The organism is Arthrobacter sp. MDT1-49-2, from assembly GCF_059090185.1.
The window spans coordinates 237,126-255,305 of the sequence record NZ_JBNHFK010000004.1 but is presented as its reverse complement, the minus strand read 5'-3'; the positions used below and the strand labels follow the sequence as shown (position 1 = coordinate 255,305).

At 63.7% G+C, this 18,180-nt stretch carries 17 protein-coding genes; 9 read left to right on the top strand and 8 right to left on the bottom strand.

Going from position 1 to position 18,180, the window contains the following annotated elements:
- Window positions 1-249: 249 nt before the first annotated feature.
- Together AC5RTS_RS07955 and AC5RTS_RS07950 are read left to right on the top strand one after the other, a co-directional pair.
- The gene (locus tag AC5RTS_RS07955; protein ID WP_493991518.1) at window positions 250-702 is read left to right on the top strand and encodes an FAD synthase family protein; all 453 of its coding nucleotides are present in this window, start codon (window positions 250-252) and stop codon (window positions 700-702) included.
- On the top strand, window positions 699-2,183 hold the full coding sequence (locus AC5RTS_RS07950) for a glycerophosphodiester phosphodiesterase (RefSeq protein ID WP_493991517.1): 1,485 nt from the start codon (window positions 699-701) through the stop codon (window positions 2,181-2,183). Before AC5RTS_RS07955 ends, AC5RTS_RS07950 begins: the two co-directional genes overlap by 4 nt.
- On the opposite strand, the gene AC5RTS_RS07945 is transcribed toward AC5RTS_RS07950, so the two are convergent.
- Window positions 2,180-2,560: a VanZ family protein gene (locus AC5RTS_RS07945; protein ID WP_493991516.1), complete on the bottom strand. Its 381-nt coding sequence runs from the start codon at window positions 2,558-2,560 to the stop codon at window positions 2,180-2,182. The genes AC5RTS_RS07950 and AC5RTS_RS07945 overlap by 4 nt on opposite strands.
- Window positions 2,561-2,698: 138 nt before the next feature.
- Window positions 2,699-4,945: a LamG-like jellyroll fold domain-containing protein gene (locus AC5RTS_RS07940; RefSeq protein WP_493991515.1), complete on the bottom strand. Its 2,247-nt coding sequence runs from the start codon at window positions 4,943-4,945 to the stop codon at window positions 2,699-2,701.
- A 304-nt stretch (window positions 4,946-5,249) separates the two neighbouring features.
- Here AC5RTS_RS07940 and AC5RTS_RS07935 point away from each other — a divergent pair, with 304 nt between their 5' ends.
- From AC5RTS_RS07935 to AC5RTS_RS07920, 4 genes are all read left to right on the top strand, one after another.
- Complete coding sequence (locus tag AC5RTS_RS07935) at window positions 5,250-6,566, top strand: cysteine desulfurase (protein WP_493991514.1); 1,317 nt, start codon at window positions 5,250-5,252, stop codon at window positions 6,564-6,566.
- Window positions 6,567-7,025: a Fe-S cluster assembly sulfur transfer protein SufU gene (sufU, locus tag AC5RTS_RS07930; RefSeq protein WP_493991513.1), complete on the top strand. Its 459-nt coding sequence runs from the start codon at window positions 6,567-6,569 to the stop codon at window positions 7,023-7,025.
- 141 nt (window positions 7,026-7,166) lie between these two features.
- Window positions 7,167-8,195: a GDP-mannose 4,6-dehydratase gene (gmd, locus tag AC5RTS_RS07925; protein WP_493991512.1), complete on the top strand. Its 1,029-nt coding sequence runs from the start codon at window positions 7,167-7,169 to the stop codon at window positions 8,193-8,195.
- Entirely contained in the window at window positions 8,188-9,186 is a 999-nt protein-coding gene (locus AC5RTS_RS07920) for a GDP-L-fucose synthase family protein (protein WP_493991511.1), read from the top strand. The genes gmd and AC5RTS_RS07920 overlap by 8 nt, the downstream gene beginning before the upstream one ends.
- 50 nt (window positions 9,187-9,236) lie before the next feature.
- Here the strand turns inward: AC5RTS_RS07920 and AC5RTS_RS07915 are convergent, their stop codons facing one another.
- Complete coding sequence (locus tag AC5RTS_RS07915) at window positions 9,237-10,547, bottom strand: UDP-glucose dehydrogenase family protein (RefSeq protein ID WP_493991510.1); 1,311 nt, start codon at window positions 10,545-10,547, stop codon at window positions 9,237-9,239.
- A 67-nt stretch (window positions 10,548-10,614) separates the two neighbouring features.
- Complete coding sequence (locus tag AC5RTS_RS07910; RefSeq protein WP_493991509.1) at window positions 10,615-12,249, bottom strand: sensor histidine kinase; 1,635 nt, start codon at window positions 12,247-12,249, stop codon at window positions 10,615-10,617.
- 158 nt (window positions 12,250-12,407) lie between these two features.
- Here AC5RTS_RS07910 and AC5RTS_RS07905 point away from each other — a divergent pair, with 158 nt between their 5' ends.
- Window positions 12,408-13,241 carry a response regulator transcription factor gene (locus AC5RTS_RS07905; protein ID WP_493991508.1) on the top strand — a complete coding sequence of 278 codons (834 nt, stop codon included), beginning with the start codon at window positions 12,408-12,410 and terminating at the stop codon, window positions 13,239-13,241.
- A 101-nt stretch (window positions 13,242-13,342) separates the two neighbouring features.
- Here AC5RTS_RS07905 and AC5RTS_RS07900 read toward each other — a convergent pair whose 3' ends face one another.
- The 4 genes from AC5RTS_RS07900 to AC5RTS_RS07885 all read right to left on the bottom strand — a co-directional run bounded on the left by AC5RTS_RS07900 (window position 13,343) and on the right by AC5RTS_RS07885 (window position 16,769).
- Window positions 13,343-15,013: an ATP-binding protein gene (locus AC5RTS_RS07900; protein ID WP_493991507.1), complete on the bottom strand. Its 1,671-nt coding sequence runs from the start codon at window positions 15,011-15,013 to the stop codon at window positions 13,343-13,345.
- Window positions 15,014-15,110: 97 nt separating this feature from the next.
- The gene (locus AC5RTS_RS07895) at window positions 15,111-15,605 is read right to left on the bottom strand and encodes an Hpt domain-containing protein (RefSeq protein ID WP_493991506.1); all 495 of its coding nucleotides are present in this window, start codon (window positions 15,603-15,605) and stop codon (window positions 15,111-15,113) included.
- A gap of 121 nt (window positions 15,606-15,726) precedes the next feature.
- Window positions 15,727-16,188 (bottom strand): VanZ family protein, encoded by a 462-nt coding sequence (locus AC5RTS_RS07890; RefSeq protein WP_493991561.1) that lies wholly within the window; start codon window positions 16,186-16,188, stop codon window positions 15,727-15,729.
- Window positions 16,189-16,190: 2 nt separating this feature from the next.
- Window positions 16,191-16,769, bottom strand: a complete 579-nt coding sequence (locus tag AC5RTS_RS07885; RefSeq protein WP_493991505.1) for an arsenate reductase/protein-tyrosine-phosphatase family protein — start codon at window positions 16,767-16,769, stop codon at window positions 16,191-16,193.
- Window positions 16,770-16,990: 221 nt separating this feature from the next.
- Between AC5RTS_RS07885 and AC5RTS_RS07880 the strand changes: the two genes are divergently transcribed.
- On the top strand, window positions 16,991-17,521 hold the full coding sequence (locus AC5RTS_RS07880) for an alternate-type signal peptide domain-containing protein (protein WP_493991504.1): 531 nt from the start codon (window positions 16,991-16,993) through the stop codon (window positions 17,519-17,521).
- A gap of 86 nt (window positions 17,522-17,607) precedes the next feature.
- Entirely contained in the window at window positions 17,608-18,168 is a 561-nt protein-coding gene (locus AC5RTS_RS07875) for a hypothetical protein (RefSeq protein ID WP_493991503.1), read from the top strand.
- Window positions 18,169-18,180 lie beyond the last annotated feature (12 nt).

Sequence of the window (18,180 nt, the reverse complement as noted above, 5' to 3'; positions counted from 1 at the left end):
TTGTACCGCCTCATGGACTGGGGACGGGCCTGAGGCCCGAAACTCTTTGGAAGCCTAGCCTTGGGATTCTGCGCGTCACACGGTGGCGTTTACGCGAATCGGCGCCATGAGTACCCGGGCTTATGGTGCCTTTACTCGTGTTTGCCGGCCCCCTACGCGATTGTCATTAATTCGCTTTACCGGCCTCAGGAAATGGGTCAAAGATGAAACCCATACTTCACTGACACCATGCCTGGGGGTTGTACAAAAATGACAGTTCGGATCGGCTATGCCTCGGGTGTTTACGACCTCTTTCACATCGGCCATCTGAACCTGTTGAAGCATGCCCGCAGTCAGTGCGACTACCTGATTGCAGGGGTTGCCTCCACCGACATGACCAGACGGCTCAAGGGAACCACACCGGTTATCCCCCTTGCCGAGCGGTTGGAGATCGTGCGCAGTGTCCGCTACGTCGACGGCGTAGTGGTTGATGAGCACCTGAATAAGGCGGACACCTGGCGGGAAGTCGGTTTCAACGTGTTTTTCAAAGGCGATGACTGGCGGGGCACCGACAAGGGAAACCGATTGGAACGGGACATGGCTCGAATAGGGGTTGAAGTCGTGTATTTCCCCTACACAGTGGCCACCTCCTCCACCGTACTGCGCCGAGCCCTGACCCTATTGGAGGGCGGTCGTTCCGGGGACGCAGTCCTGAACGCGTGAATCCGCGGCGCGATCCCGGGCAGGGGCTGCTGCCGGTCTCCGGACTGACCCGCCGTGAAGTACTCACTCTGGGCGCTGCGGGACTTGTCCTTGCCGGCTGCTCCGGAAGGGTTGAAGCGGACGACGAGCTGACCGGCACACCTGCGCCCGCGCCCGTTCACACCATTGAGTCCATGCTGGCCGCCACCCCGTTTCTGGTGGCCCACCGAGGATCCTGGGACAACTGGCCCGAACACACCATGACGGCGTACCGCGAATCGGTCAACGCCGGCGCGGTGGCTCTCGAAGTATCGGTCAGCGCCACCTCGGACGGACAGCTGGTCTGCCACCATGACCTCAGCACCGAACGCACTACCGGGCGAACGCTGGTGATCAAGGACTCCACCTACGCAGAGGTGTCGGAACTGCGGGTCGATGCCCGCGCCTGGTTGGGTCCCAAGACGGCAACAGAGAAAATCCCGCTGCTCAAAGACGTTCTGGATGCCTTCGCCGCCACCCACGTGATCTTCATCGATGACAAGCAAGGCACCAACGCCACGGCTTTGCTGGACCTTATGGACACCTATCCGGAATCTCGCAGCCATTTCATCTGGAAGCAATCGGCGGAAGCAGCGCAGATCGATGCCGTATCCAAGCGCGGATACTCCAGCTGGGGGTACTTCACCGCGGAACAACTGGACCTCGTACCGAAACTCGCCGACAGGTTCACCTTCCTTGGTGTGCACCATGCGGCCTCCGACACCGCCCTGGCGGAGGTGGTGGCCACCGGTAAGCCTGTGATCTGCTGGGAGGTGCATACGCGGGAACTCCGCGACCGTCTCCTGGCACTGGGGGTGTCCGGGCTTATGTGCGCAAACCTTCCCTATCTCTCCACGGACGAGCCGATTGCTACCTCCGACAGTTTCGCTGACGGGACCCGGGCAGCCGGAGACCTCCCGTGGATGGTGAGCCAGGGGTGGGGCTTCCAGCCAGAATTGAAGACTGCCGAAGGAACCCTCCTGATGTCCGCCGCCGCCAACAGCAGCTACCGGATGGGTTCCCTGGGGCCGGTGCAAAGGCAGATTTACAGTATCCGGTTTGACATGCGCTGGCCCCGGACGCTGCCCCCCGATGACGCTCTACACGCCGGTATCGCCTTTGGACAGGACGATGACCGCGCCTACCGGGTCCTGATACCAAGCGAGGTGGGCGGCTACCACCTGGTGGTGCGGTTGACCGGGGAGATGACGCTGCTGCTGCGCAGCCCGGGTGAGTCCGGCGGACTGCGCCTGGGCATGGTGGATACGCAGCCGGTCAAGGTTGGAGAGTGGATGTCGTTCAAGATCGACATTGACCCGGACAGCATCCGATATTCGCGGCTCGACGGCGCCGGCTGGTCGGGCAGCACCTCAACGCGCAAGTACCGCGGCGGATACTTCAGCCTTACCCGCAACTATTCGGATGACAGTCCGGTGGAATTCCGCAGCGTTGAGGTTACCTAGGCACGGATCCGCCGTATCCCTGCAGCTAGTCCGCGTCCTGCAGTTGCTAACCCCACGCCCAGCGCGGCTCCGACTCCGTTGTTCAGTACGTCCTGCATATCGCCTTGCCGCTGGGGGAGGAACAGGTCCTGGAAGATTTCGACGCCTCCGGCGATGCCGATGCACATCAGCAGCGCCGCCCACCAGAGCCGCGGTTTAAGCAGGAGTGCAGCGAGGAGCCCTAAAGGTATAAAGAGCAGCACATTGGCCGCTGCTTCCGCGGCAGCGTAGTCCACCCAGTCTGGGAGTCCGTGTTCCTGCAGCCGGCGGATGGTGCGCAGCACCGTCCCGTAGACGGGCCGGTCCACGGGCCCGGGGGCCAGAAGCACAGCGCCCATGGCGATCAGGACACCAGCGGTCGACAGTAGAAGCACCACCCGGCGGACCCACCGCGGGCGTCTGTCCGCCGCGTGCCGTGCGCCGCCGGCTGCCCGACGCTGACCCTCCCGTAACCCTGGTGGTCCTGCCGGCACGGACTACCTGCGTCCCTGCTGGTTGTGCGCGGCAACCTGCGCAGCCGTCAGGGCGGTGGGATAGACGGCGAATTCGTCAATGGCGCCCCTGAAGTGCCGGCTGGTGGGAGCATTGGGCCAGGTGGACGGGATCGAGTCTCCACCGATCCGCCAGGACCCCAGGCTGACGGTGTTCGCGGAAACCGTATTCGAGGCCACCGCTGCTCCGTCTACATAGAGCACCATGCCGGCGGGCCCCTGGGTGGCCACCACGTGGTGCCAGGCGTTGTCGTTGTATCTGGCGGGGGAGGTGACAACCACCCGGGTGCCGGACCAGGTGCCGAACACGAGGTTCCCGGCGTTGCTCATATACACGTGACGGTCATAGACGTTGCTGTAGCCGAGGAGGGTTCCATTGCGGCGGGGCTGCGCGTTGCCGAAGCCCAGGATCTTCCCGCCGGTGGTCGTATCAGTCTTGAACCAGGCTTCCGCGCTGAACACTGTCGGGGCGTTGACGCGCTGCTGACCGTAGATCATGTCATCAACGCCGTCGAAGCTGGCCGCGCGGTTGCCGTCGCTGCGCAGGGCGCCGGCAGATCCGGAAAGTGCTGCCCCCAGATTGGGCAGGCCCATCTTGTTGCCGTTGGAGGAATCGGCTGCCGCGGCCTGGGAATCTCCCAGCCGCCAGTAGGTGGTGGCTCCGTCGTCCCGCACCATGGCTGGGTACGGGGCCGCCGAGGTTGCCGTGGTGATCTGCACCTGTGCGGACAAAGCGCCGGACCGCCCGCTCGGATCGGTGGCCTGCACCCGGTAGGTGTACGCAGTGCCCGGCACCGCAGTGGTATCGGTGAAGGACGCCTGCGGAAGGTCCCACCAGCGCGACGAGGAATTGACGGTTGCCAGCGGCGTGGCGGAACCGTTGCGGTAGACGCGGTAGGTGAGCTCGGAATCGTCGGGGTCGGAGGTGGACTGCCACCGGATGGTGTTCTGGCCGCCCGCCCGCGACTCAGCGCTGACAAACCGGGGGGCGCCGGGACCCGCGGTGCCTGGACCGGGACCGAAGCGCGTCAGGCTCTGTTGCGCGGCTCCGTTCACGGTAGTGAATTCGCCACCGGTCCAGAGGACGTCCCTGCCGCTGCCAGCGGTGGTGTGCGCCAGTGCACGCGGGCCGATTTGCTCTCCCTGGCCGTCATTGGTGATGGGATTCCATTGGTACATGGGCGAGGGCCCGATGATGCTCTGCGCGCTGAGGTGTACCCGCGGTCCGTCGGGAAAGGAGTTCATGCTGGAGCAGTCGTGGGCGTGGTGTGCTGCGTAGAGAGTTGAGGCATACACCGAAACTGCCTGGGTGGCACCGAGACAGGTGTCCCGCCAGACCTGGTTATAGGTGTTCAGGTCCAGCCGGGCACGGCCGTCGAAGACCCCGCCGCCGGTGCCCTCGTTGCCGATATAGAAGCTGGTGGCGTCGGAGTCAATGGACTTTACCGTGGAGGTTTTTGGAATAAAGAAGTTGGGATAGGTGCGGATATTGGCGCCGGTGGTGTTGTTCAGGACGGCCAGGGCCTTGGAATCCGCGCCGTTCATGGTCAGGAAATCACCGCCGGCGAGCACAATATTCCGTCCGGCCGGAACATGCAGTGCCCGCACCGGCTCGTCGGCTGCCGGTGCCCAGGGCAGCAGCGTGCCGGTGGAACTGACCGCGGCCAGGCGGTTTCGCGCTGAACTGCCGACCGTTCGGAAGTCCCCGCCGAAGTACACCCCTGAGCTTGTTGCCTCGATGGCTCGCACGGTGGCGGAGACGGCCGCAGGCCTGAAGTTGGTGTTCACGGTGCAGCCGGGCAGGTTGATGGCCGCGATGCGGGTGGTGTTGACACCGTTGACCGTGCCGAAGCTGCCGCCGATGTACAGGGTTCGTCCATCGGGGGAAACGTCCATGGCGCGGACGGTGGCGCTGCCGCCGGTAACGGAGAGGGAACACTGCACGGGGTTGCCGGTGTACGCGTCGAGGGCGGCAAAGTTCACGGCGCTCCTCGATCCTGCACCGCCGGCGCCGACGCCGGGCGGACGGATGGCGGTGAACGTGCCACCGACATACATCACCCCGTTGGACTCAGCCAGTGTCCAGACAATGCCGTTGGTCTGCCAGGTGGGCAGGTTCGAGGCAGCAAACGACACTCCAGGGGACAGGGCGGCTGACGGTGCGGCCACGCCGATCAGTGACGTGACGGCGAGCACAAATGCTCCCAGGACAGCAACGATTCTCTTGACCATTTCGAAACCCCGGTCTTTGGTCCCAACGGCGCCGTGGAAGGTGCGCCCGGTAAGGAAGCTAGACCCCTTTGCTTCAGCGCGTAACGGGTGCGGACTACCCGTTTTCATACGGAACCTACCCGGTGGCGCGTTCAGACGCCGTCGTCGTTCCGTGCCCGCACCGCGGCCGCCGTCGTCCGTAAACTAAGGCCCGGCTCAGATGCGCTCCGTGGCCTGCAGTGGGATGATTAGCGCAGACTTACGTTGCGTAATGGTGCACATCACCTGGACGCGCGATCCAACGGCCAGCCAAGGAGATTCTTCCGTGCCTGTGATTTCCACCCCCGACACCCTCAAGCCGGCCACCGGCCCCATCGATAACGCCGAAGCGCAGCGGATCCGCAACGATTTTCCGATCCTGGACCAGGAGGTCAACGGCCACCGGCTGGTGTACCTGGATTCGGGTGCCACCTCGCAGAATCCGCTCAGCGTGATCGAGGCGGAACAGGAGTTCTATGAACAGCGGAATTCCGCCGTCCACCGCGGTGCCCACAGCCTTGCGGTCGCCGCCACCGATGTCTACGAGGCGGCACGCGAAACCGTGGCGGGCTTCGTCAACGCCCGCCCGGAGGAACTGGTGTGGACGTCCAACGCCACCGAGGCGCTGAACCTGCTCGCGTATTCCTTCTCCAACGCAACGCTCGGCCGCGGCGGGGACGCTGCCCGCCGCTTCGCGCTGGGCGCCGGAGACGAAATCGTGGTGACGGAGATGGAGCACCACGCAAACCTCATTCCGTGGCAGGAACTCGCGGCCCGCACCGGCGCTGTGCTGCGCTACATCCCGGTGGACGACGACGGTGCCCTGCGGCTCGAAGAAGCCGAGGCCGTCATCGGTCCGCGCACCCGCATCCTGGCCTTCTCGCATGCCTCGAACGTGCTGGGCACCATCAACCCGGTGGAGGTGCTGGTTGCCATGGCCCGGCGGAACGGAGCCTTGGTGGTGCTGGATGCCTGTCAGTCCGTGCCGCACCTGCCGGTGGATGTAAAGGCCCTCGACGTGGACTTCATGGCCTTTTCCGGACACAAGATGCTCGGCCCCACCGGCATCGGTGCGCTGTACGGAAAGGCCGAGCTGCTGAACGCCATGCCTCCCTTCCTGACCGGCGGTTCCATGATCACCACCGTGACGATGGAACGGGCCGAATACCTGCCGGCTCCGCAGCGGTTTGAGGCAGGCACGCAGCGCATCTCCCAGGCCATGGCCCTGGGGGCGGCGGCCAACTACCTCACCGAGACAGGCATGGACCGTATCCATGCCTGGGAGTCGGCGCTGGGCCAGCGTCTTGTCTCCGGCCTGGAACAGATCGACGGCATCCGGGTCCTGGGACCCAAGGCAGGGCAGGAGCGGATCGGGTTGGCGGCGTTCGACGTCGACGGGGTCCACTCCCACGACGTCGGACAGTTCCTGGACGACCAGGGCATCGCCGTCCGTGTGGGCCACCACTGCGCCCAGCCGCTGCACCGCCGGCTTGGACTGGTCTCCACAACGCGTGCCAGTACCTACCTCTACAACACCACCGACGACGTCGATGCATTCCTGGCCGCGGTTGCCGGCGTCCGTCCCTTCTTTGGAGTGAAGTAAATGAGTTCGGACCTGCAGCAGCTTTACCAGCAGATCATCCTGGAACATGCCAAGCAGCGCCGTGGCGACGGTCTGGTCGAGGCTCCGGACGGAACCGCGGTCGGGGAATCCCACCAGCTCAACCCCACCTGCGGCGACGAGATCACCCTGCGCGCCACGGTGGACGGATCCACAGTGGACGGGATCAGCTGGGAAGGGCAGGGCTGCTCGATCTCGATGGCCTCGGCCTCCGTGCTGACCGGGATGATGACCGGCTTGGACCGCGGACAGGCAGCGGAACTGGTCGAGGAGTTCAGGACGCTGATGCGTTCGCGCGGCAGTGTTGAACCGGACGAGGAAGTGCTGGGTGACGCTGCCGCTTTTGCCGGTGTGGCCCGCTACCCGGCGCGGGTCAAGTGCGCCATGCTCGCCTGGGTGGCGCTGGAGGATGCGCTGGACAAGGCTGTCCCGGCAGCCTAGCGTGCGGCCTGCCCCTGTAGGTATTGGGACCGGCGAGGCAGGTACCTAACACTCTTCCGAGAAGGCCGGACCTGGGATTGGCTTCAGGTATCTCGCCGCCCGTTCCCAGAAGGGCCGGCCTCATTCTCTCGGGGGGACAATTTGCCTAAGCGTGCAGTGATTACGGGTATCACGGGCCAGGACGGCTCCTACCTTGCCGAACTCCTGCTGAGGAAGGGTTATGAAGTCCACGGTCTAATCCGGCGTGCCTCCACGTTCAACACATCGCGGGTGGAGCACCTCTACGTGGACCCGCATGACCCCAATGCAAAGCTGTTCCTGCACTACGGGGATCTCAGCGACGGTTCGCGCCTGGTGACGATGCTTGCGGGCCTGCAGCCGGACGAGGTCTACAACCTCGCCGCCCAGTCCCACGTGCGTGTCTCCTTCGACGAGCCCGAACACACAACGGATACCACGGGCATGGGCACGGTGCGGCTGCTGGAAGCCGTCCGGCTGGCGGGCATCGACACCAGGTTCTATCAGGCCTCATCGTCTGAAATGTTCGGTGCTACGCCGCCGCCGCAGAACGAGTCGACGCCTTTCTACCCCAGATCGCCCTACGGTGCCGCGAAGGTATACAGCTACTGGATTACCAGGAATTATCGCGAGGCGTACGGCATATTCGCCGTGAACGGGATCCTTTTCAACCATGAATCCCCTCGGCGCGGGGAAACCTTCGTGACCCGGAAAATAACGCGGGCGGTAGCTGCGATCAAGGCAGGGCAGCAGCAGTACCTCTACATGGGCAATCTGGATGCCGTCCGCGACTGGGGTTACGCGGCTGAGTATGTGGAGGGGATGTGGCGCATGCTGCAGGCCGATGAGCCCGATGACTATGTGCTGGCCACGGGCGGCAGGTACACCGTGCGTGATTTCCTCACCATCGCCTTTGAACATGCCGGTCTCGACTGGGAGGAACACGTGAAGTTCGACGAGCGGTACCTTCGTCCAACGGAGGTCGACGCACTTGTCGGAGATGCCTCCAAGGCGCAGGAACAGCTCGGGTGGAAAGCCACGGTGCATACTCCCGATCTGGCCCGCATAATGGTGGACGCGGATATCGAGATGCTCAGGAATTCCGGCCGCAACTGGATCGATACCGTGAACCTGGACGCCTGGAATGGCTGACAGAGCGCCGGTTCGGGCCATGGACGATACGGTCTTTCAGCCGGCCGTCCTCGATCGCGATGCGCCCTTCTATGTCGCGGGCCACCGCGGACTCGTCGGCTCGGCTATTTGGCGCAAGCTCGAATCCGAGGGTTTCTCCCGTCTGACCGGCAGGACTTCTGCCGAACTTGACCTGCGGGACCGGGCCGCCGTCTTCGAATACTTTGCCAACGCCCGGCCCCGCTACGTGGTCCTGGCCGCGGCAAAGGTCGGCGGCATTCTGGCCAACGCAACGTATCCGGTGGACTTTCTAACCGAGAACCTGCAGATTCAGCTCAATGTCATGGATGCCGCCCGGGAACACGGTGTGGAACGCCTTCTTTTCCTGGGTTCATCCTGCATCTACCCGAAGTTTGCTGAGCAGCCCATTCGCGAGGAGTCGCTGCTTACCGGGCACCTGGAGGAAACCAACGACGCGTACGCGGTAGCAAAGATTGCCGGCATCATGCAGGTCCAGGCCGTTCGGCGCCAGTACGGACTGCCCTGGATCTCGGCCATGCCCACCAACCTTTACGGACCCGGTGACAACTTCTCACCCGAAGGATCCCACGTTCTGCCGGCACTCATCCGCCGCTATGACGAGGCCGCACGCCAGGGACTGGGTAGCGTGACCAACTGGGGAACGGGTACACCCCGGCGTGAATTCCTGCATGTGGACGACATGGCCGCTGCCTGCCTGCATCTGCTTGAGCACTATGACGGACCCCGGCAGGTCAATGTGGGAACGGGGACCGACATCACCATCAGGGAGCTCGCCGACCTGGTGGCGGAAGCCGTGGGCTATACCGGGGACATCGAGTGGGACAGCTCAAAACCTGACGGCACGCCGCAGAAACTCCTCGACGTCTCCAAGCTGTCCGATGCCGGGTGGACGGCGCAGATCAGCTTGCAGGACGGCATCCGGGACACGGTGTCCTGGTTCCGGAACCATCTGGCGGCGGTTCGAAGCTAGTGTCCCCCCGGGGACGGACAGGACGGTGGCTGCGGCCTAACTCGCTCGGCTCAGGGGCGGCCCATGCTGCGGTAGGTCCACCCGACCGCCCGCCACGCTGCCGGGTCCAGAATGTTCCGTCCATCGATGATGTTCTTCTCCGACACCAGGGCGGCCGTGGACCCGGGATCCAGGCTGCGGTACTCCTTCCACTCCGTCAGCAGCACCACCGCGTGGGCATTGCGGAGGGCGTTGTCCGTATCCGGTTCGTAGTTCAGCTCGGGGAAACGGCCCTTGGCGTTCTGCAGCGCTTCGGGGTCAGTCACCGTGACGGTGGCACCCTGGAGCTGCATTTGGGCCGCTGCGCTGAGCGCGGGGGAGTCCCGCACATCGTCGCTTTCGGGTTTGAAAGCAGCACCCAGAATGGTGATCCGCTTGCCCAACAGGGATCCGCCGCAGATCTCGCGGGTCATCTCCACCACCTTGGAGCGGCGGCGCATGTTGATGGCGTCGACCTCCCGAAGGAAGGTCAGCGCCTGGTCCGCACCCAATTCCCCGGCCCGGGCCATGAAGGCACGAATGTCCTTTGGCAGGCAGCCGCCCCCGAAGCCCACGCCTGCGTTAAGGAAGCTCCGCCCGATCCGTTCGTCCATGCCGATGGCGTCGGCCAGGGCCGTGACGTCCGCCCCTGATGCCTCGCAGACCTCCGCCATGGCATTGATAAAGCTGATCTTGGTGGCGAGAAACGAGTTCGCCGCGGTTTTGACGAGTTCCGCGGTGGCATAGTCCACCACCATCCGCGGGGTGCCTGTGGACAGTGGAATGGAATAGACCCGGTCCAGGGCGGCGACGGCGGCGTCCGCACCGGTGCCGGGAACTCCGTAGACGAAGCGGTCCGGATCGAGGGTGTCCTGGACAGCATGGCCCTCGCGCAGGAACTCGGGATTCCAGATGAGGACGGCGCCCGGGGCCTCTTCGGAAAGCTGATCTGCCAGGCGTGCAGCGGTACCTACCGGAACCGTGGATTTACCTACCACCACGCTGCCCGGCTTCAAATGGGGCACCAGGCCGTCGACGGCGGCATCGACATACCGCAGGTCTGCCGCGTACTCGCCCTTACGCTGGGGCGTGCCGACACACACAAAATGGACGTCGGCACCGGCGGCGGCGGCCGTGTCGGTGCTGAAGCGCAGGCGTCCGCTCTCGAGGGCTTCGGCAAGCAGTTCGGGCAGCCTGGGTTCGAAAAAGGGTGCCCGTCCGGCCGCGAGGTCCGCGATCCTGGTGGCGTCGACGTCGATCCCCACCACGTCATGGCCCAGCCGGGCCATGGAGACTGCGTGGACGGCACCCAGATAACCGCACCCAATAACGGAAATATGCACTGTTCCCCTATGTTCATCGCGCTTATGCAGGCCTCGTCAACCATATCCTGCGTGCTGCGCCGGATGGTCAGGGCAGGTGGGGAGGCAGCTCCACCCGGAAGGTGGTGCCAACGCCGATTTTTGAGCTAAAGGAGATGCGTCCGCCATGAGCTTCCACAATCGATTTGGTGATCACGAGACCCAGGCCCACGCCGGGAATTGCGGCTTTCTTGACCTGACCGGTTCGGAAGAACTTAGTGAAGACCTCCCGCTGATCAGCCTCGCTCATGCCTATGCCGGTGTCCTCGACCTCCAGCACCAGGTTCCCTCCTTCCGAACGGGAACGCACGGTGACCGTGCCGCCGTCGGGGGAGTACTTGATGGCGTTGGAGAGCAGGTTGTCCAGCACCTGGGAGATCCGGGCCGGATCCACCGTGGCCACCAGGTCCTCGGCGCAGTCACAGTCGAGGTCCACGCCGACGGCAGCGGCCCGGGGCCCCGCGGAATCCAGGGCTACACGTACCAGCTCGGCAACGTCCGTCATGGCGGGGTGCAGGTGCAGTGTTCCGGAGGCCGTGGTCAGCAGGTCCGCGACCAGCAGCAGCAGGCGCTCCGCGTTGCGTTGGGCCACCTGCAGCGCACTTTGCAGACGGGGCGGGATGCCGGGGAGCGCCTCGTCGTCAAGCACCAGGTCCAGATAGCCGATGATCGAGGTCAGAGGGGTCCGCAGTTCATGGGAGACGCTGGAGACAAAGTCCTCCCGGGCATTCAATGCGTTGACCATCTCGGTAACGTCGCTGTAGGCCAGGACAGAGCCGGTGAACCTGCCGCCTTCCCGCATGGGTCGGGCACAGACAGCCAGGGCGCGCTGGCGGTCGCCTGTTCCCACCCAGATCACGACGTCGGAAAAGGCTTCCTCGCGCATTGCCCGCTGGGAGGGGCGCAGGTCCAGGGATAAGGGTGTGATCTGGTCCAACCCGAAAATCCTGGCATCGCTGTCCGTGTCTCCGGCGTGTAAGAGTCCGGCCAGGGCGTGGTTTGTGCGCTGCCTGCTGTTCATGAGAATGGTCCGGCCGGCGGCGTCCACGGCCATAACGCCCACGTCCACCGTCTCGAGCACCGCGTCCAGCAGCTGGGACCGCCGCCGGGTTTCCTGCAGGCTGGCCTGGAGCTCGGATTCGATGGCAATCAGGCGTTTCTGCTGGGAGGTGGTGTCGGTCTCCATGGACGAGGCCACCACACAGATGCCCAGCATCACGAAGGGAATCAGCAGCGGCGCGGCCAGAGTATCCGCTCCCGGGAATCCTCCGGCCTGGAAAAACAGCGGGGCCCACAACACCAGCGTGGTGCACATATAACTGAGTACCCATGCCAAAAGCGGCGCTGCCCCGGACCAGGCCATCCAAAAAACGGGAAAAACGGCGAGGAAACTCAAACCGATCACAGAGTTTCTGCCCTCGTAGTACAACCCTCCGACCACCGCGAAATCCAGCACAGGAATACACCAATAGGCCAGCGGCGGGTATTTTTCCCAGGGAACGGCAACACACGCCACCGTCAGAACGGCGAGAAGTGCCACGGCGAAATGGAAGCCGGTATTCCCAAACAGGGAGGGGTCAACCACTGCCGTAATGAGGAGCGCCACGGCAACTGCGATCACAAGCGGCAGCTGGCTCACCAACAACCGGTACCGCAGGCTGAGCTGGTTAAACTGCGAGGTCATGCCCGTCAGGGTTGCCACTTGGTCTTTGAGACTGGACATGAAAAAGGAAACCCCCGGATTCCTATAGAGATAGCTCAGATTATAGGGGTGCTCCTGTAGAATACCGAGCTAGGGGAGCGGGGAATCAGAAGGTCTCGCAGGACAGGAAAAAATACAACATGGAAATTCAACGCGTAGCCGTCATCATCGAGGACGATGCGGATATCCGCGACCTGCTTAATGCGGTGCTCCAGCAGTCAGGATTCAAAGTCTTTACCGCCCCCAACGGCTCCGCGGGCGTTGAAGCCGTCAGGCTGCACAATCCCAGCGTGGTCACCTTGGACCTGGGCCTGCCGGATATTGACGGTTTTGAAGTCATCCGGCAGTTGCGGCAGTTCAGCGATGCGTACATCGTGATGCTCACAGCCCGTGCGGAGGAGCTCGACACCCTCATGGGTCTTGAAGCCGGCGCAGACGACTACATCACCAAGCCCTTCCGCCCGCGGGAGCTGCGTGCCCGCATCTCCGCCATGCTCCGCCGGCCCCGTGGCGAAGCGTCCGCTGCCGAACCTGCGGACTCCGGCACCTCTTCCCCCAGTACTTCCGGCGCTCCTGCCGCCCCGGCGGCTCCTGTCTCGGCGGCCCCCTTCGCCTCCGCGCCGGTTTCAGCCTCGGCACCCGCCCCGGGCACGCTGGCCCATAACGGCCTGACCTTGAACCCCGGCACACGCACCACGGAGATCGACGGCCTGAATGTGGAGCTGACCCGCACCGAATTTGACCTTCTTCACGCCCTCCTTGAAGGCGGCCGGCTGGTGCGCACGAAGACGGACCTGGTCCGCCGGCTGCGGGGAGAGGAATACGACACCGGCACCTTCATCAGCGATGCGGATGAGCGGACCGTGGAGGTGCATGTAGGTAACCTCCGGCGAAAGCTGGGGGATGACTCAAAGGCGCCCCGCTGGCTTGAAACCGTCCGCGGTGTTGGCTACCGGCTGGCACCCCAGGGCTGAGCTGCCGCGGAAGAGTTCCTTGCGGTGCGGCCGGAACGGGTCCTGACCCTGCCGCAGCCCTGGCCGCGGCAGATTAGCCACATGGCCCGGAGGGTTCCGGGTCAGGCGGCAGGAAGCTCCACCGTGAACTGAGTACCTTTCCCCAAGATACTTTCCACTCGGATGCTGCCGCCATGCGCTTCGACGATATCCCTACTGATTGCCATGCCGAGTCCCACGCCAGGGATACCGGCCCGCCGGACCGCACCGGTGCGGAAGAATTTTTCAAAGACCCCGCCTACGTCTTCGGCGGCCATGCCCATGCCGGTGTCCGCTACCCGGAAGCACACCCGGCGGACGTCCTGCCAGGCTGTCACCGTGATAATCCCGCCGTCGGGAGAGTACTTGATGGCATTGGACAGCAGATTATCCAGGACCTGTGCAATGCGCTGCGGATCTCCGATGATCGGCAGCGTCTCGGGAGCAGCGTTGACCAGGTCTACGCCGGCCTCGCGCGCCCCGGTTTGAACGGTGCTGATGCCGTTGCGGATAAGGTCCGCCAGACACATGGGCTCGAGTTCCAAGGATACCTTCCCGGATGCCACGGTCAGAAGATCGGAGACGAGCCGGAGAAGGCGCTCACTGTTACGCAGCGCCACCCGCAGGGATACCGGGATGCTGCCTTGCAAGCAGGTGTCCTCGGCTTCGTCAAGCGCAAGTTCGAGGTAGCCCATGATGGACGTGAGCGGAGTACGCAGCTCGTGCGAGACGCTGGCCACGAAATTGTCCTTCGCAGCCAGGGCATCGGCCAGGGCCGTGACGTCGGAGAAGACGATCACCGCACCGTTGAACCCGCCGTCGCCGTCCCGCATCACCTGAGCTGAGGTATTCATGGCGATCTGGCTGCCGGGAGGCCCCAGCCACAACTGGGCATCGCGGAAATCGGAGCCGAGCAGGGAACGGGCAACCGGGCGCTGGTCCGGGGGCAGCGGGGCGCCGTCGAGGGTATAGAGGAACAGATCGCGTTCGTGCGGCTCGGCGATCCCTGCCGGCAGAGCCTGCTGTTGCAGCAGCTGCTGGCGGCGGTTCATATGCCGGGGTATGCCGTCTTCATCGACGAGGAGGATGCCGACGTCGATGGCGTTCATAACGTCATCCAGCTGCTGCGACTTTCGTTTGCTTTCGGCGAGTGCCTCTTCGAGCAGCCGGTCCTTATTCTCCAAGGTCTCACGCTGGGAGCGGATGTCCTCACGCAGCACGGACACGGTCACCGCGACGCCAAGGCTGACCAGGGGAACCAGAAGCGGAGCGGTCAGGCTGCCGCCGTCGACCTCGCCGACTCCGCCCAGAAGAAACGGGTGCCACACCGAGAGCAGGGGGCAGATGAAGCTCAGGTAGCGGGCAGTCACGGGAGAGACCCTGGACCAGGACATCCAAAATACAGGGAAGACGTGCAGGAGGCTTAGCCCGGTCAGGATCCCGGCGCTGCCGTGATGAAGCTGCGCGATGGCAACGAAGTCGAGCAGGGGAATGAGCCAGTAGGACGGATACCAGATCCGGTTCCACGGGATGGCGATGCAGGCGAGCGTCGCTACGGCCAGGGTGACCAGTCCGGAAACAAACTCCGTGCTCTGGAAGACCTCCGGTAACTGCCAGGCGGCAAGGGCGCAGATCAGTCCCACAACAATGACCAGGGGTGCCTGGCTGACTGCCGTGCGGTAGCGCAACGGCAATTCATGGAACTGGGAGCTGATGCCGAAAAACTTTAGCGTCGACTGCGACAACTTCGACATGCGTAACCCCCTGTAAGCACAACAGGGTCTAACGATACCGGGACGAAGACACCCGGGATGACATGGCTTTCAGCGGACCGTGCAGTGCCGGCAACGGTCAGGCGGGGGAAAACAGCCCGGGCTCACTCAGGCAGGCCATGGTTTCAACACCGCAGGCATCAACTGCGGCTACCATTTCCGCCAAAGCGGCGACGTCGCGGCGGACGACGAGCTCCTGCGCCGCGGCTGCGAGTGCGGAGAGCCGGACGGCCCCGGCCATATGACTGGAAATCTTGATGCTGAGGACCACATCCATGGCGGCGTCGAAGTCCGGGCGCTGGACGGCCTGCTGCAGGCGGGCAAGCCGGCTGTCCCACATGGCCACGAAGTTGGAGACAAACCGGTGGCATGACTCGGCGCCGACCTGATCGCTTAGCCCGCGGATCTTGTCCAGGGAAATCAGCTGGGCCTCGAGGTGGTCCAGGGGTGCCATTAGCTGGCGGTCCGGGGATGGCGGACGGCAGCGACCGGCTTCTGCAGCGTTGCCGGTGCAGCGGCGGGCAGGTGCGGATACCCGTCCGGTGGAGACTGCGGGGGAGGGGGAGACAAACAAAATATCCTTTGGAGGGTGGGGCCGCCGCGGGGCGTCCGGATCCTGGTCAAAACCGGCCGAGTGGTTCCGGCCGATACCCACACGGTCTCACCCCAACCTCAGGAAAACTTGTCTGCAACGCTCAAGATCGAGGCAATATTGCAGCCCGCCGCTTGCCGCCGTGTCGCCGTCGCCGCACCCCATATACGGTCAGGGCACCCAGGGCGGCGCCCAGCGAATTGGCAAGCACGTCTTGGACGGTGGCATACCGACCGGGCAGGAGGAGAAACTGCACGGTTTCGATGGAACAGGATGCAACCAGGCCGGCGACGGCGGCGAGCCAGGCGAAACGCCGGGTGATGCATGCGGCGCAGAACAGACCAAAGGGAACAAACAACCCAACATTCGCCGTCCATTCCACCAGGGCGTAGTCGAACCACTCCGGGATGCCCAGGGAATGCAGGGCACTCAGGGTCTGACGGATCATGCCCGCAGATCCGGCGTCCACGGGGGAGGGCCAGAAGGCGATAAGGGTGAGGGCGCCTGCATAGAACAGGGCACAGAGGGTGAGGCGCCGGCGGCGTCCCGTATTGGAGATGAACATGGTCACCGGTGACGGCGCTCCCAGGCGAGGAGCTCATTCACTGCGGGCGTGAGCTGGCGGAGCATTTGCTGGTAGACAGCGTCGCTGCGGCGATAGGGGTCAACCACATCATCTTCCTCGGGTCCCGAAGGGTGCACGCCGCGCAGCCTCAGCGCCCGGGTCAGCGCATCCTGCCAGCGCTCCCGAGCGGGGGTGCCGGGATCGGCATCGACAAGCGGCAGCAGGCGGGCCAATTCGCGCAGGGTGAAGGTGCGGCGCAGCAGCCCGGGCGACAGTTCCACAACATTGCTCCGGTGCCCCCGGGTCAAAGCCAGAACGAGGTCCTGTTCCGGAAGCATCTCCGCGGTGAGTTGCCGGGCGGCGAAACCGGCGGCATCGCCGCCGAAGATATTCACGAAACCGGCCACATGCGGTTCGATTCCGGCGCCAACAAGTGCGCCCGTTCCTGCACTGCTGACCTCAAACTCACCCGGGGCCATCTGGTCCAGTCCGGCTTGGAGCAGGCGTTCAGCCAGGGGGGAACGGCAGATGTTGCCGGTGCAGACGGTCAGGATGCGGAACGGTTCGGTGCTTGTTCTCATGTCACCAGGCTTCGGTCGGGGCCGGTTTCCGGCCCGGAAGCGGCCGGTTTAGCTGGTGTTGAGGTTACCTTGTGTGGCGCTTGAGCTTTGCCGGAATGTTTCACGAACACTGTGTTTGGGCGGCGTTGTTTCTTGAGGGGAGGGCAGCAAAGTAATACCCAACGGCGGGGAAAACCTTCCACTGCCAAAGACTTTCGAACAAGGGGAACACAATGAACAAGATGGCAAAAGGCGCACTGGCAACCGGCGTAGGCGTAGCTCTTCTCCTTGGCGGTGGCGGCACCCTGGCAGTCTGGAACGAGACCGAGAAGGCCAATGCCGGCACGATCGCAGCCGGTACCTTGGATCTGACCCCCGGAGATGGAATCTGGTCCTCCAACGGTGTTGATATCGCCGACATCAACGCCTACAAGATCGTCCCGGGTGAGACTCTCTCCTACCGCCAGGACCTCACTGTGGATCTGAAGGGTGACAAGATGCGGGCCAACCTCACGGTGGACACGTCGAAAGTCCTTACGGGCAACTTCAAGTCAGGGGACCTCGAGTTGGTCCAGGCACCCACCCTTAAGGACGCAGCCTCCAATAAGGTCCTCCCCAATACCGTACTTACCCCCACCAAGACCGGAGCTCCGCAGACCGTCACCGCATCCGTCTCCTTCAAGTTCGATGCTGATGCACTCAGCAGCGTTGGAGCCACGGCAGATCTTTCGAGCGTCTTCTACAAGCTGGACCAGATGCCCGTTAGCAAGTAGCACCTGCTCCGGCAATCTTGTTCTAACCCCCGGTTGTGTGCGGCGCGCCGGCTCCGCGCACAACCTGTTCCCTGGAGACACAGCTAATGAAGAGCCTTCGAGTACTGAAAGCGGCGGGACTGATCCTCACTGCAGTGGTACTTGGGTTGATGACGGTCCAGGGAACCTATGCGCTCTGGAACAAAGTAGTTCCATCCAATGCCGGCACATTGCAGGCAGCAGATTTCAACGTCCTGGTCAACGGATCGCCGATGCCGGCAGCGCAGATCAACCAGCTCGAGATTGGTCAGTTGGGCCGGGGACCGGCGAACGCGAAGTATACGAAAATTGAGATCGCCAACAAGGTGAACGTGACACCCGATTCACCTCTGGTTCTCCAGGCGTCCGTAGCTGGGCTTACACCCGTGGACAACTTTGGCGGGAAACTGACCGTCAAGACAGCACGGGTAGCAGCGACAGCGGACTGCAAGACAGTTGCCTACCCCGTAGCAGCTCCGTCCGGGCCCATGGTCGTTACGAAAGATGCTCCGCAGACTCTTTGTTTCAAGGTTGAACTGGCTGCGGATACTGCTGCAGCTCACATGGGGAAGCCCATCACCATCCCAGTAACCGTGACCGTCGCCCAGACGCCGGTAGCCCAGAAGTAGACCGAGGATAGG

Coding starts and splice junctions, on each gene's coding strand:
- AC5RTS_RS07875 (WP_493991503.1), top strand. CDS start 17,608: ATGAAGAGCCTTCGAGTACTGAAAGCGGCGGGACTGATCCTCACTGCA.
- sufU (WP_493991513.1), top strand. CDS start 6,567: ATGAGTTCGGACCTGCAGCAGCTTTACCAGCAGATCATCCTGGAACAT.
- AC5RTS_RS07900 (WP_493991507.1), bottom strand. CDS start 15,013: ATGTCGAAGTTGTCGCAGTCGACGCTAAAGTTTTTCGGCATCAGCTCC.
- AC5RTS_RS07880 (WP_493991504.1), top strand. CDS start 16,991: ATGGCAAAAGGCGCACTGGCAACCGGCGTAGGCGTAGCTCTTCTCCTT.
- AC5RTS_RS07920 (WP_493991511.1), top strand. CDS start 8,188: ATGGCTGACAGAGCGCCGGTTCGGGCCATGGACGATACGGTCTTTCAG.
- AC5RTS_RS07945 (WP_493991516.1), bottom strand. CDS start 2,560: ATGGGCGCTGTGCTTCTGGCCCCCGGGCCCGTGGACCGGCCCGTCTAC.
- AC5RTS_RS07885 (WP_493991505.1), bottom strand. CDS start 16,769: ATGAGAACAAGCACCGAACCGTTCCGCATCCTGACCGTCTGCACCGGC.
- AC5RTS_RS07955 (WP_493991518.1), top strand. CDS start 250: ATGACAGTTCGGATCGGCTATGCCTCGGGTGTTTACGACCTCTTTCAC.
- AC5RTS_RS07905 (WP_493991508.1), top strand. CDS start 12,408: ATGGAAATTCAACGCGTAGCCGTCATCATCGAGGACGATGCGGATATC.
- AC5RTS_RS07890 (WP_493991561.1), bottom strand. CDS start 16,188: ATGTTCATCTCCAATACGGGACGCCGCCGGCGCCTCACCCTCTGTGCC.
- AC5RTS_RS07910 (WP_493991509.1), bottom strand. CDS start 12,249: ATGACCTCGCAGTTTAACCAGCTCAGCCTGCGGTACCGGTTGTTGGTG.
- AC5RTS_RS07940 (WP_493991515.1), bottom strand. CDS start 4,945: ATGGTCAAGAGAATCGTTGCTGTCCTGGGAGCATTTGTGCTCGCCGTC.